Below are 13,410 nucleotides of genomic sequence, written 5' to 3'. Positions count from 1 at the left end.
GGCGACGGCACCGTGGCCAAGGTGTGGTCGGGTCGCGGCATGGCCGACCTCGTCGTGCTCCGTGAGTTCTACGACGCCGTACGCCGGCGCCGCCCGGCCACCTCGGTCGTCGAGATGCCGCACATGCTCGACCTCCGCGAGGTCGACGGGATCCCCGTCACGATCGAGCAGCGACTGTCGGGCGAGGCGGTGTGGCGAGCCGACGGCACCTCGCCCCGGCTGACCAGCCGGCACATCGACTCCATGATCGAGGCCTTGGCGGCGCTGGCAGCAATCCCCGGAGGCTCGGCCTTCCGCACCCTCCCCCTGCTTCCGGGCGAGCCGTCCTTCGAACCGGACGCGCCGTTCGAGACCGAGCTCGCTGCTCTCGTCGTGCGCCGGGCAGAGCGGTTCGCCGGCCCCCTTCGTGCGGCCGTCCCCGATGTCGACGACCTGGTGGCCCGCACGGTCGAGGCCCTGCACGGGATGGACCTCGCCACTCCCACCCTGGTCCACGGCGACCTGATCGCTGCGAACGTGATGACCCGAGGAGCACGTGCGTCCGCCGTCCTCGACTTCGGCTTCATGACGACCGCGGGAGATCCTCAGTTCGACGTCGCGATCACCGCGAGCATCTTCGACATGTACGGCCCTCGCTCCCGGGAGGTCGAGCGAGAGCTGGACCGAGCCTTCGGGTCCGCCTTCTCGGGCGACCACCGCCGCTGCTCGATCTACCGCGCCGCCTACGCCCTGACGACCGCGTGCTGCTTCGGGGCCGACGTCTCCGACGGGCACTTCGCCTGGTGCGTGCGCATGATGGCGCGGCCGGACGTACGCGAGGCGCTGGGGCGCTGAGCCACCCGCCTCAGGTCAGCTCCGGGCGACTCTGCTTCAGCTCCCCCACGACCTGCTTGACGTCCTGGGCCCGGGCCCGCGTGGTGATCAGCAGCGCGTCGGGGGTGTCCACGACGACCACGTCATCGAGACCCACGACCGCGATCACCTTGCCGCCCTGGGGGACGACGAGGCCGCTGGCGTCGAGCATCCGCACCAGGGTCGGGTCGCCGAGCACGGTCGCGCCGGAGCGGCTGTCGTCCTCGAGCAGCGTGGTCAGCGAGTCGAAGTCGCCGATGTCGTCCCAGCCGAACGACGCCGGCACCGTGACGACCCTGCCGGCGGCCGCGGCCGGCTCCGCGACCGCGTGGTCGAGGGCGATCTTCGGGAGGGTCTGCCAGCGCTCCTCGAGCAGCGACCGGTCGGCCGCGATCTCGCGCAGTGCGGCCGCGAAGGCCGGGTCGGACAGGGCGAGGAGGTCGAGCAGCACGGTCGGGCGGACCACGAACATCCCGGCGTTCCAGCGGAACCGCCCGGTGGCGAGGTAGTCCTCGGCCACGCTCACCGACGGCTTCTCCACGAACTCGCGCACCGAGCTGGCGCCCGGGTGGTCCGGGAGGGGGTCGCCGAGGTGGATGTAGCCGAAGGCGGAGGACGGGAAGGTGGGCTCGATGCCGAGCGTCACCAGCCACCCGTCGCGGGCGACCTCGACCGCCGTACGCACGCAGTCGCCGAAGGCGTCGACGTCGGCGATGACGTGGTCGGCCGCGAAGGAGCCCATCACCGCGTCGGGGTCGGCGACCTCGAGGAGGGCCGCGGCCAGGCCGATGGCGGCCATGGAGTCGCGGGCCGACGGCTCGGCCAGGATCGCGTCCTCACCGAGGGTGTCGAGCTGCTCGGCGACCGCGTCGCGGTGCGCGCGCCCCGTCACCACGAGGAACCGGTCCTCGGCCAGGGGCGCGAGCCGGTCGTAGGTCTCCTGGAGCATGGAGCGCCCACCGCCGGTGAGGTCGCGCAGGAACTTCGGCGAGGTGGACCGCGACAGAGGCCACAGGCGGGTGCCCGCGCCACCGGCCGGGATCACGGCCCAGAAGTGCTCGATGTGCGTCATGGTCGGAGCCTAGTGAGGTGAGGCGTGCGGGCCTGCGGAACACTCGCCCTGTGACGACCTTCGCAGCAGTCCTCGCCGCCCAGCTCCGCACTGAGCCCGGCCGCCCGCTCGTGACGTTCTACGACGACGCGACCGGCGAGCGCACCGAGCTGTCGGTGACGACCTACGCCAACTGGGTCGCCAAGGCCGCCTCGCTGCTGGTCGAGGAGCTCGACCTCGAGCGCGGCGACACCCTGCGCGTCGACCTGCCGGCGCACTGGCTCGGGCCGGTCTTCCTCGGTGCGGCGTGGACCGCGGGCCTGGTCGTGGTCGACGACGAGGACCCTGACGCGGTCGTGTGCGGCCCCGAAAGCCTGGCGCACTGGGCCGGGCGGGCCGACGACCTCGTGGTCCTCGCGTGCTCGCTGCGCCCGATGGGGGTGCGCTTCGCCGAGGACGTGCCGGCAGGGGTCCACGATGTCGGCATCGAGGTCTGGTCGCAGCCCGACTCGTTCATCCCGTGGGACCCCTCGCAACCCGCCGACGACGCGACGCGTCTCGGGGGCGTCACCCTCACCCAGGCCGAGCTGTGGGAAGCGGCCGCCGACGGGACTCTCGTCACGGTCGGCGGCCGCCGCCTCTCGGTGGCGAACCCGGCTTCCCCACCGGGGATCGCCACCTTCGCCGAGCCGCTCGCGAGGAGCGGCTCGGTGGTCCTGGTCGTGCACGCCGAACGGGAGCGGCTCGAGGCGACATACGCCGCCGAGCGCGCGACCGCTCGCTTCCCTGCGTGGTGACCAGGAGTCCTGGGTGCCCGGGGTCCGCGCCGCCGGGTCTGGGTCAGCCGGCCAGGTCGTAGTCCTTCATGCCCTCAGCCAGGAAGCGGCGGGGGCCGAAGCCGCTGGGGGTCATCGGCACGACGTAGAGGAAGCCGAAGCGCTTGTCGCGGACCAGCAGGTCGCCGTGGCCGACGAGGCCGATGTCGCTGATGCCGACCACCCAGTCGTACGGCGCCAGGTCGAGCCCCAGCTGCGGGCCGGTCGTCAGGCCGCCGGGTCCGTTGCCGGGGTAGAGGCGCAGGCCGGTGCCGGTGCGGAACAGCAGGTCGGGAGCGCCGTCGGTGTCGTGGCGGCCGACCGGGATCTGCTGGCTGGCGTCGATGCGGCGGTAGGCGACGTAGCTGGCCCCGAGGCCGGCGGTGCCGCTGCCGGGGTAGATCCGCATGTCGCCGCCGGCGGGCTGACCCATCAGGTCAGGCCAGCCGTCACCGGTCATGTCGCCGACGGCCGCGAGGAGTCCGACCGACCCGAAGCCGGACGCGAGGGCGCGGACCTTGCCGAAACCGCCCTCACCGTCGCCCAGGCGCAGGAAGAGGCCGCCGTTGGCCTTGTTGCGGGTGATCATGTCGCCCTTGCCGTCGCGGTCCCAGTCACCGGCGTTGAGCACGAGGTCGGCGCTGGCGAGGTCCACCCCGGTGGGGATCGGCTGACCGAGGTCGAAGGCGCCGGTGTTCTGCAGCAGCACCAGCGAGGTGCCGCGGCGGGCCACCAGGTCAGCGGCGGGGGTGCCGCTCAGCGAGGCGCCGGTGATGTCACTGACGCCCTTGGTGCGCACGATCGGCCCGAGCGGGTGGCCGTAGACGCCGCCGCCACGACCGGGCAGCACGTAGCCGAGCTGGTTGTCGGCTCGTCGTACGAAGAGGTCGGGCACGCGGTCGGAGGTGAAGTCGCCGAGGCCGGTGACGGTGTCGAACTGCTTCCAGGTCGGCGCCAGGGCCGTGCGAGCGCTGAACCCGATCCCGTTGCTGCCGCGGTGCAGCCAGGTCCTGCCGGTGCCGGCCTCGCGGGCGATCAGGTCGACCTCCCCGTCGCCGTCGACGTCGGAAGCGCCGACGAGAAGGTCGTAGTCGGCCCAGCCCGTGCGCAGCGGCTGCCGCACGAAGCCGCCCGTGCCGGTGCCGAGGTAGGCGTCGAGCCGGCCCGTGGCGGTGTCGCGGGCGACCAGGTCGTTGTCACCGTCCAGGTCGAGGTCGCCGACGGCGGTGACGAGGTCGTGCCCGGCGAAGGCCGTGCTCTGCTGGACGACGGCGCCGAAGCCGCCCGAGCCGGTGCCGGGCATGACGCCGGCCTCGCCGTCGGTGCTGCGGACGAGCAGGTCGCCCGAGCCGTCGCCGGTCAGGTCGGGTGACGCGACGACGGTGTCGACGTCCCCCACCCCGGTCGCGACGTTCCTGGCCGCCTCGAAGGACGTGAGGCCGCCGGTCGGCAGGACGTAGCCCATCTTGTCGCTCGCGCTGCGCACGATCAGGTCGGGGTGGGGCGTGGATGCGAGGTCCGACTCCAGCTCGCGACCGGACCACCCACGCTGGGCTGCGGCGGCCAGCTCCCGGATCCGACCGATCTTGGCATAGAGGTGGCGCCCCGGGCAGGCGGTCGAGTCGGCGTCGCGGTGACCGCTGATGGCCTGGAAGCTCGAACGGCCCACCACCTGGCGGGGCGAGGAGGCGTCCACCCCGTGCAGCGAGAGCTTCCACGCGAAGAGCGCGCCGTAGGCCTGGACCATGACGGCCGGCGCCTGGGCGGTGTCGAAGTTGCCGATCGCCGACATGGCGAAGGAGTAGTCGTTGTAGCCGAGCGTGTGGGCACCCACCACCGGGCGGTCGACACCACCGGCGCGCCCCTCCCAGATGCGACCGAACCGGTCGACGAGGTAGTTGTAACCGATGTCGCTCCAGCCGCGGGACTTGGTGTGGTAGGCGTAGATGCTGCGCAGCAGACCCGGCACCTCGGCCTGCGAGTAGTCGTTGGCGTTGACCGTGTGGTGCACGAAGCCGGCGTGCACCTCGAAGTAGCTGGGCGGTCCCTCGTCGCGCATCCGCTCGTCGGCGCCCCACTGGGCGCGCGAGTAGATGACCGGCTTGGGCGTGAACGCCGCCGCGCGCAGGTCGATCGTGTCCTGGGCGCCCTCGCCCACGACCGTCATGGTGTCGTACGCCGCCGGGGTGGCCGTCTCGCTCGCCGCTGAGTCGAGCTCGCGGGTGTCGATCGCGGGCCGCTCCACGGCGGTGTCCTCGGCCTGGCCCGGGTCGATGACCGCCAGTCGCAGATCGGCCGGCGCCGGACCGTCCGGCGTGCTCACGCGCACCTGCACGCCGTCGACGTCGCCGACGAGGAGCGCGTCGGTGCCCGGGCGGGCGTGACGTGCCTCGTCGCTCTGCGGGTCGGGTCCGTGGTCGGCGTCGTACTGGACGGGCATCCAGGCGGTCCACGCACCGGCGGTCTCCGTGCGGACCTGCACGGCGATGTCGCTCTCGGGGACGTCGACGCCGTGCTCCCAGGTGACGCCGACAGCGCCGTAGCCGGTCACGGGCTGCGGGGTGCTCACGAGCTCGCTGCCGCCGTCGCGCCCCGCCACCACCCGCGCCTGGAGGGAGCCGGCGGCGCGGCGTCCGCTCTGCGTGGAGGGCGCGGTCAGGGCGACCTCCCGCACGAGGGGGTCGACGACACCGACCGGCACGACCGACGTTCTCGTCGTGCTGCGGGCGTAGGCCGCCAACACGCTCACGGGCTGGTCGGCGCCCTGCTCACGCTGGACGACGTCGAGGGAGACCAGGTTGGCCGCAGGGGTCAGGGCAGCCAGCACCAGCCCGAGCGCCAGCAGCTGCTGACAGGCGGTGACGAAACGTGCCTTGATCGTGGGCATCTCGGGCTACTCCTGTGCGCGGGGAAGAGTCACACAAGGCGCAACTTTCACACGCGTTACAGGGCCCGGGGAAGGGAATCTGAGTAACTACAATCGTGTAATTTCCAGTCGACACGCCGACACATCCGAGATTTGTCAAGTTTCTCGCGTCACGTGCGGACGCGTCGACATCCCCGAGGATCGCTCGGGGTGCAGGCCGACAGGACCAGCCGAGGGTCAGCGCGGGGGGATGGTGATCGTGGTCTCGACCCGCGAGCCGCGCACGATGCCGTTACCGGGATAGATCACGGTCACGTTGTAGCGGCCCGGCTTGAAGCCGCGCCCGCGTCCGAAGCGGGCGACGGCGGCGCCGTCGACCAGCGACACCGTCTTGGTGCGGTTGTTGACCTGGACCCGGACCTTGCCGGTGGCCTTGGCGGTCGAGCCGGACGGCGGGCTCACCTGCACGTAGATCGTGGCGTAGCCCTTGCGGCCACCGCGGGTGCGGACGGTGACGTCCGACGGGCCGGTGACGGGGCCGGACGCGCGCAGGACCTGGGTGACGGGCTCGCGGCCCGGCGAGCTGAGCTCGAGGCCGCCGGAGATGACGGCGCCGACGTCGGCGGCGACACAGGTGTAGGAGGCCCCGGTCGCGCCCTGGATCACGACGTCGTTGCGGGCCCAGCCGAAGGTGCGGGTGGCGTCGGCCGGCGTGTAGGCACCGGGCGAGAGCACGAGCCGCTCCCCGAGGGCGGGGGTGCCCGACAGGCTTGCCGGGCGGGTGACGGCGATCGGCTCCGCGGCGTTGCGGTAGCGGTCGATCACGGCCTGGGTGCGTCGGCGGATCGTCGGCAGCACGTCGTAGAGGTTCTGCCCCGGGCAGGCGGTGTCGTTGGTGTCGCGGTGACCGTCGATCGCGGGCAGCTTGACCACGCGCGAGGCGCTGTACTTGTCACTCCCCTCGGAGGTGACCCGCACGAAGCCGTCGGCCTTGCGGCCGTAGAGGTCCAGCTTCCACGCCGCGATCGCCGCGATCGCGTCGACGATCGGCCTGCCCGGCTCGACGAGCTCGAAGTTGCCGATGACCGAGACCCCGGTGGAGGTGTCGTTGAAGCCGAGGGTGTGCGCACCGCGCACGGCCTTCGCCGCGCCGCCGGCGCGTCCCTCCCAGGTCCGCCCGAAGCGGTCGACGAGGAAGTTGTAGCCGAGGTCGGACCAGCCGAGGTTCTGCGTGTGGTAGCGGTACATCCCCCGGATCAGCCCCGCCACGTCCTCCTTGGCGTAGGTGTTGGTGCTGACCGTGTGGTGGACGTGGACCTGCTTGATCGTCTCGTTGTAGCGCGGGGCCCCGTCGCGCATCGACTCATCGGCACCCCAGCTGCGGCGCGACACGATGGTGGGACGCGGGACCGTGGGTGTCGCGCGGGCCTGGGGGCTCGTCGTACGACCGTTGGTCTCGCTGCCGAGCAGCCCGTCACCGCTCTCCCGGGCGGGGTGCAGCAGGACCAGGGTGAGGTCCCGAGGGCGCCCACCGGCCACGTGGATCTGGATGCCGTCGGAGTCCCCGATCCACAGCAGGTCGGTCCCGACGACGTCGGTGCCCTCCCCGGAGCCGAGGTCCGGCAGGTCGTGGAGGATCCCGGCGGTCTGCCAGGGGCCCCAGGCCCCGCCGCGGCGCGACTTGATCTGGATCCGGGGCTCGGCGGGCCCGGTCCAGGTGAAGGCGACCATGGAGTGCGTCGTGGTCGGCAGCTGGGCCGAGCGGAAGCGTCCCCCGCCGACCTGCGGCAGCAGGTCGTCGCCGAGGCGGAGGTCGAGCGCACCGACCCCGCCCGCGCCCTGGCCGGAGAGCTCGAGGAGTCCCCCGGCACCACCGGGGCCCTCGTCGGAGCCGTTGGTGAGCCGGACGGCAGCACCCACGGCACCGACCGCGACGACACCACCGGCCATCGCTTTGAGCAGGGGGCGGCGCGGGGTCGACTCGGGAGGCATGACCACCATTGTGAGTCACACAGGCCACTCAGGTCACAACCTGCCATTCCAGGCGTGTCTGGCCAGGCGTGTCTGGCCAGGCGTGTCAGATGTCGGCGCCGAGCTCCTCGTCGAGGTCGCCCATGTCGTCGGGATCGTTGTCGGGGTTCTCGTCCTCGTACTTGAGGTACTTGATCCCGGCGTTGACCGCGCCGTCGAAGCCGACCCTGCCGTTCTCGAGCACGATCACGCGGTCGCACATCTTGCGCACCGACGCCGCCGCGTGGCTGACGTAGAAGAGCGTGCGGCCGCTGTCGCGGATCTCCTGCATCTTCTCCATGCACTTCTTCTTGAACGGGCGGTCGCCGACGGCGAGCACCTCGTCGGCCAAGAAGATGTCGGACTCGACGTGGACGGCCACCGCGAAGCCGAGCCGCGCGAACTGGCCGGAGGAGTAGTTGCCGACAGGGGCGTCGAGGTGACGACCGATCTCGGCGAAGTCGATGATCTCGTCGAACTTGCGAGCGGTCTCGCGCTCGCTCATGCCCAGGACGGCAGCGTTGAGGTAGACGTTCTCGCGGCCGGTGAGCTGGGGGTGGAAGCCGGCGCCCGTGGCGATCAGGCCGGCGATGCGTCCCCGGGTGAGCACGGTGCCGGAGTCGGGCTTCATGATCCCGTTGACGAGCTTGAGCAGGGTGCTCTTGCCGGAGCCGTTGAGGCCCATCAGCCCGATCGACTCGCCCTGCTTGACCGTGAAGCTGACGTGGTCGAGGGCGTTGAAGGTGTCGCTGAGGTCGCGGCCCTTCACCATCGCGACCGAGACCTGCTTGAACGTGCGGTGGTAGCGCAGGGTGAAGGCCTTGGTCACGTCGTCGACGACGATCGAGGTGTCCTTCGGGTAGTCCGCCATCAGAGGCGCTCCGGGATCTTGTTCTCGAGACGGGTGAAGACCAGCTGCGCGACCACCAGCACGACCAGGGAGCCACCGAGCGCGATCACGCCACGGGTGAGGAGGTGGTCGGGCATGTGCACCAGCGCGATGGCCGCCGGGTCGTCGGTCGTGCCGGTCCAGAAGGCGCGCTGCATCAGCAGCACGGCGTCGGCGATCGGGTTGGCGAGGTAGAGCTCGGTGTGACCCTCGAAGCGCTCGGCGACCAGCGTGTAGGGGTAGATCATCGGGACGCCGAAGCGCACGAAGTTGGTCAGGATCGTCACCGCACTGGAGAAGTCGCGGAAGAACACGTTGGCCGTGCTGAAGAGCAGCGCGAGGGCGGTGCCGAGCACCATCACGATCCCCAGCGCCAGCAGGGCTGCGGTCATGCCCACCAGGTCGGGCGACCACCCCGTGACGAGGCAGGCCACCAGGAGGATCACGAGCTGCGGCCCGACGTGGAAGAGCGAGACCAGCATCGACGCCACGGGGAACATCTCGCGCGGCAGCGCCATCTTCTTCACCAGCGCCTTGTTGCGCACGATCGAGCGCGTGCCGGCGTTGAAGGTCTCCACGAAGAAGTGCACGACGATCAGGCCCGCGAACACGTGGATCGCGTAGTTCGGGGCGCGACCGGCCATGCCGATGAGCTTGCCCATGATGAACCAGTAGATGAAGAACTGGGTCAACGGGTTGATGTAGGACCAGAGCAGCCCCAGGAACGAGCCCTGGTAGCGCGCGCTGATCTCGCGGCGCACCAGCAGCCGCAGGAGGTAGCGGCGGCTGAAGACACCGAGCAGGCCGTTGGAGGCGGACGGTGCGACCAGGGGCTGCTCGGAGACGGGGACGTGCCCGGTGTCAGTCATCGCCACCCTGGTCGCCGGCCTGGGTCCACGGCTTGAAGGTCTCCTCCCAGGCCTCAGGGGCCGTCACGGAGCCGAGCTCGTCGCGGTAGAGCTGGGCCAGCGCGGGCCACTCGCGGCGGTAGCGCTCGTGGATCTCGACCGTGCGCTTCATCAGGTCGCGGAACTTGACGTGGTCGCGCTGGTAGAGCGCCGCCGACGTGCCGTCGTTCATGGAGACGATCGCGGAGTCCAGCCCGGCCAGGCGGTACCACTTGGCGTCCATGGCCGGCACCTCCGCCTCGGGGTGCACCCGCGACAGGTCACGCGGCGGCTTGAGCTGGCGCAGCGGCGCCAGCCCGGCCGTGATCAGCTGGGACACGCGACCCGGGACCTCGACCCCCGCGCGGCCCTTGCGCGGCGGCTTCTTGCGGCGGATGGCGGGGAACGCGTCGTGGTCGACCTGCAGCTGCGCGTCGCTGAACTGCTTGCGAAAGGCGTTCACCTCCGCGAGCCGACCCGGCAGCATCTTGTGCAGCCCGTGCGGGCCGGCGAGCACGTCCTCCATGGCCTGGAGTCGCAGCTCGGCGGTGGAGTACTGCATGGAGACCAGGTGCGCGATCTGGTGGTTGAGGCTCTCGCGGATCATCCGCCCACCCTTGGGGTAGGGCGAGTGCAGCAGGGCGGCCACGAACCGGTTGCGGTGATGGAAGTAGGCCTGCCAGTCCAGCGCGTCGTTCTTGTCGGTCCACGGGACGTGCCACACGGCCGCGCCGGGGAAGGTGACCGTCGGGAAGCCGGCGGCCTTGGCGCGCAGGCCGTACTCGGAGTCGTCCCACTTGATGAAGAGCGGCAGCGAGAGTCCGATCTCCTCGATCACCGCGCGCGGGATCAGGCACATGAACCAGCCGTTGAAGTCGACGTCGACGCGCTTGTGCATCCACCGGCTGGAGCGCAGGTTGCGCGCGGAGAGGTCCCAGTCGGAGAACGTGTCGAGCGGCGACTGCCACCAGAAGCGCCACGGCTGGATGATCTCGCCGAAGGAGTGCAGCCGCGAGCGGCTGTAGAGGCTGAACATGTGACCGCCCACGAGCGTGGGGCGGCGGGCCAGGTCACCGAACGTGACGGCCCGGATGATGCCCTCGGGCTCGCAGACGACGTCGTCGTCCATCATCATCGCGTAGGTCGCCGTGCCCTTGCGCAGGGACTCCAGCTGGCCACGGGCGTAGCCGCCGGAGCCGCCGAGGTTGCCCTGCTCGATCATCCGCAAGGTGCTGCCCAGGGACCCCTCGGCCTTGGCGAACTCCGGGGAGTCGACCACCTTGTCGGTGCCCTGCTCCATCACCAGGACGGTGTCGAGGTAGGGCCGGAGCTGCTCGTCCTCGCCGATCTGCTGGAGCAGCTTGGCGCAGAAGTCGGGGCGGTTCATCGTGGTGATCGCGATGTCGACCGTGCCGTGCTGGGCCCGGTCCTCGGGCACGTCGGCGGTCCACTCGGCCGACTCGACGACGACGTCCTCGTCGCCGGCGACGACGTTGTACCAGTACCAACCACCGTCGACGAACGGCTTCAGCGAGAGGTCGAAGGCGAACGTGCCGGCCCCCTCGGAGCCGACGGTCGCGGAGTCGACGCGCTGGGAGCGACCGTTGGCCATCGACTTGTAGACGACGATGCTGGCGCCGGCGCCGGTCACCTTCACCGTGAGGGTCACCTCGGTGACGATGGTCCACCGGCGCCAGTAGCTGGCAGGGAAGGCGTTGAAGTAGGTGCCGAAGGAGAGCCGCTCCCCCGACTTCACCCGGAACGCGGTGCGCGACTCGATCTGGTCGGGGTGGATGCTGCGCCCCGTCGAGGTCGACTGCCGGATGGCGGCGTTGTTGAGGTCCTTGGCCGCCCGGTTGCCGCCGATCTCGTACTTGTCGGCGTCGAGGCGGGCCTCCTCGGGGTCGACGTAGAGCGCCAGGACGTCGAAGTCCCGGTCGAGCGGGAAGATCTGTCGTTGGAGCAGTCTCTGGGTCATGCGTCAACGCCTCCGCTGGTCAGTGCCGCGCCGTCAGCGAAGTGCGGCTTCAGCTTGTTGTCGAACATGGACAGCGCCGAACCGATGGCCATGTGCATGTCGAGGTACTTGTAGGTGCCGAGGCGACCTCCGAAGAGGACCATCGGCTCCTTCTTGGCCAGGTCGCGGTACTTCAGGAGCTTCGCGCGGTCCTCGGCGGTGTTGACCGGGTAGTAGGGCTCGTCGTCAGCTTCGGCGAAGCGGGAGTACTCGTGCACGACGATCGTCTTGCCCGGCAGGTAGGTGCGCTCGGGGTGCAGGTGCTTGAACTCCAGGATCCGGGTCCACGGGACGTCCTGGTCGTTGGCGTTGACGACGCCGGTGCCCTGGAAGTCGTCGATGTCGAGCGTCTCGGCCTCGAGGTCGACCGTGCGCCACGACAGGCGACCCTCGCAGTTGTCGAAGTACTCGTCGACGGGGCCGGTGTAGACGATCGGGACCTTGCCCTTGAACTGCTCGGCGACACCGTTGGTCGCGTCGAGGAAGTCGGTGTCGAGACGGATCTCGATGTTGGGGTGCTCGGCCATGCGCGTCAGCCAGGCGGTGTAGCCGTCGGTCGGCAGGCCCTCGAAGTCGTCGTTGAAGTAGCGGTTGTCGAAGTTGTAGCGCACCGGGAGGCGCGTGATGATGTCGGCGCTCAGCTCCGTGGGGTCGGTCTGCCACTGCTTGGCGGTGTAGCCCTTGATGAACGCCTCGTAGAGCGGACGGCCGATCAGGCTGACCGCCTTCTCCTCCAGGTTGGTGGCGTCCTCGGTGGCGATCTCACTCGACTGCTCGGCGATGAGCGCACGGGCCTCGTCAGGGGTGTGGCTCTTGCCGAAGAACTGGTTGATCAGCGCGAGGTTCATCGGCAGCGAGTAGACCTGGCCCTGGTACTTGCCGAACACCCGGTGCTGGTAGCCGGTGAACGTGGTGAACCGGTTGACGTACTCCCAGACCCGCTTGTTGGAGGTGTGGAAGAGGTGCGTGCCGTAGACGTGCACCTCGATGCCCGTCTCCGGGTCGATCTCGGAGTAGGCGTTGCCGCCCAGGTGGTGGCGCCGCTCGAGGACCAGGACCTTGAGCCCCAGCTCGTCGGCGCAGCGCTCGGCGATGGTCAGACCGAAGAAGCCGGAGCCGACGACGACGAGGTCGGGCAGTGCGGAGGAGGACGCAGGGGTGGACACGATCGGTCAGTCTACGGATGCGGCAGGGGTGCACCCACTCCCCGCGCGGCACGCATGTCGGGGATCACACACCGTGCGGGATCATGCGCTCGGCAAGGAGGAGTCCTAGGCTGTCCCCCGTGCAGGTCAGACGGTGGACATCATCCCTCAGGGACGACTTCGGCTACGCCTGGGTCGCCGGCCTCGCCATGGCCGCGGCCACGGCGTTCATCGCGGTCGTCTACGACCTGCCCGTGCGCGACCCTGACGGCATCATCCCGAGCTACATCCGGATGCCGCTCATCATCGTGGTGGCCATCCTCGCCGACATCGTCCCGCGGGTGCTGTGGCGGGCTCGACGCGCTCCCCGCACCGTCGGCGCGACGTGGCTCGAGGTCACCCGGGAGCGGTGGCCGGCCTCGCACTGGCGCTTCGCGGTGGGGGGCGTGCTCGCGTGGTACCTCACCTACGCGACCTTCCGCAACATCAAGAGCTTCGTGCCCTTCGTCAACGAGCACGTCTACGACGAGGGCATGGCCAAGCTCGACCGGATCCTCTGGCTGGGCAACAACCCCTCCACGGTCCTGCACGACCTGCTCGGCACGCAATGGGCCGCGACGTTCCTCTCGCTGGTCTACATCATCTGGATCGTGCTCGTCCCGGCCACGATCGCGATCGCGCTGGTCTTCACCCGCAACACCCACGCCGGCTCCTGGTACGTCACCGCCATCGCGTTCGACTGGGCGCTCGGTGCCGCGATCTACCTGATGTTCCCCTCGATCGGGCCGATCTACTCGACGCCACAGCTCTTCGACGACCTCAAGCACACCTACGTCACCGACCTGGCCAACAGCATGTGGGCCGACCGGGTGACGGTC

At 70.3% G+C, this 13,410-nt stretch carries 10 protein-coding genes; 3 read left to right on the top strand and 7 right to left on the bottom strand.

Translation table 11 applies throughout. The features are described 5' to 3' along the window. Window positions 1-834 (top strand): phosphotransferase (locus RMN98_RS06350; protein WP_309647962.1); only part of this gene is annotated, 834 nt, incomplete at its 5' end. Window positions 835-844: 10 nt separating this feature from the next. Here RMN98_RS06350 and RMN98_RS06345 read toward each other — a convergent pair. Beyond that, a complete protein-coding gene (locus RMN98_RS06345; RefSeq protein ID WP_309647961.1) occupies window positions 845-1,924 on the bottom strand; it encodes a mannose-1-phosphate guanylyltransferase in 1,080 nt (359 codons plus the stop codon). A 50-nt stretch (window positions 1,925-1,974) separates the two neighbouring features. Here RMN98_RS06345 and RMN98_RS06340 point away from each other — a divergent pair, with 50 nt between their 5' ends. Next, window positions 1,975-2,700 carry a TIGR03089 family protein gene (locus tag RMN98_RS06340; RefSeq protein WP_309647960.1) on the top strand — a complete coding sequence of 242 codons (726 nt, stop codon included), beginning with the start codon at window positions 1,975-1,977 and terminating at the stop codon, window positions 2,698-2,700. A gap of 43 nt (window positions 2,701-2,743) precedes the next feature. Here the strand turns inward: RMN98_RS06340 and RMN98_RS06335 are convergent, their stop codons facing one another. The 6 genes from RMN98_RS06335 to glf form a co-directional block, all read right to left on the bottom strand. After that, entirely contained in the window at window positions 2,744-5,605 is a 2,862-nt protein-coding gene (locus RMN98_RS06335; RefSeq protein WP_309647959.1) for an FG-GAP-like repeat-containing protein, read from the bottom strand. A gap of 216 nt (window positions 5,606-5,821) precedes the next feature. Then, window positions 5,822-7,576, bottom strand: a complete 1,755-nt coding sequence (locus RMN98_RS06330) for an N-acetylmuramoyl-L-alanine amidase (RefSeq protein WP_309647958.1) — start codon at window positions 7,574-7,576, stop codon at window positions 5,822-5,824. An 85-nt stretch (window positions 7,577-7,661) separates the two neighbouring features. Then, complete coding sequence (locus tag RMN98_RS06325; protein ID WP_309647957.1) at window positions 7,662-8,465, bottom strand: ABC transporter ATP-binding protein; 804 nt, start codon at window positions 8,463-8,465, stop codon at window positions 7,662-7,664. Further along, window positions 8,465-9,352 carry an ABC transporter permease gene (locus RMN98_RS06320; RefSeq protein ID WP_309647956.1) on the bottom strand — a complete coding sequence of 296 codons (888 nt, stop codon included), beginning with the start codon at window positions 9,350-9,352 and terminating at the stop codon, window positions 8,465-8,467. Before RMN98_RS06320 ends, RMN98_RS06325 begins: the two co-directional genes overlap by 1 nt. Next, a complete protein-coding gene (locus tag RMN98_RS06315) occupies window positions 9,345-11,348 on the bottom strand; it encodes a glycosyltransferase (protein WP_309647955.1) in 2,004 nt (667 codons plus the stop codon). Before RMN98_RS06315 ends, RMN98_RS06320 begins: the two co-directional genes overlap by 8 nt. After that, window positions 11,345-12,553, bottom strand: coding sequence for a UDP-galactopyranose mutase (gene glf, locus RMN98_RS06310; protein WP_309647954.1), 1,209 nt, complete (start codon window positions 12,551-12,553; stop codon window positions 11,345-11,347). The genes RMN98_RS06315 and glf overlap by 4 nt, the downstream gene beginning before the upstream one ends. A gap of 119 nt (window positions 12,554-12,672) precedes the next feature. Here glf and RMN98_RS06305 point away from each other — a divergent pair. After that, a partial coding sequence (locus RMN98_RS06305; protein WP_309647953.1) for a phosphatase PAP2 family protein occupies window positions 12,673-13,410 on the top strand: 738 nt, incomplete at its 3' end.

The organism is Nocardioides sp., assembly GCF_031397825.1.
Taxonomy (GTDB): domain Bacteria; phylum Actinomycetota; class Actinomycetes; order Propionibacteriales; family Nocardioidaceae; genus Nocardioides.
The sequence above is the reverse complement of the archived record's forward strand: the minus strand, read 5'-3'. Positions and strand labels throughout refer to the sequence as shown.

Bases quoted from the DNA above. Each gene is read 5' to 3' on its own strand.
- RMN98_RS06345 (WP_309647961.1), bottom strand. From the start codon at position 1,924: ATGACGCACATCGAGCACTTCTGGGCCGTGATCCCGGCCGGTGGCGCG.
- RMN98_RS06315 (WP_309647955.1), bottom strand. From the start codon at position 11,348: ATGACCCAGAGACTGCTCCAACGACAGATCTTCCCGCTCGACCGGGAC.
- RMN98_RS06325 (WP_309647957.1), bottom strand. From the start codon at position 8,465: ATGGCGGACTACCCGAAGGACACCTCGATCGTCGTCGACGACGTGACC.
- RMN98_RS06335 (WP_309647959.1), bottom strand. From the start codon at position 5,605: ATGCCCACGATCAAGGCACGTTTCGTCACCGCCTGTCAGCAGCTGCTG.
- RMN98_RS06320 (WP_309647956.1), bottom strand. From the start codon at position 9,352: ATGACTGACACCGGGCACGTCCCCGTCTCCGAGCAGCCCCTGGTCGCA.
- RMN98_RS06330 (WP_309647958.1), bottom strand. From the start codon at position 7,576: ATGCCTCCCGAGTCGACCCCGCGCCGCCCCCTGCTCAAAGCGATGGCC.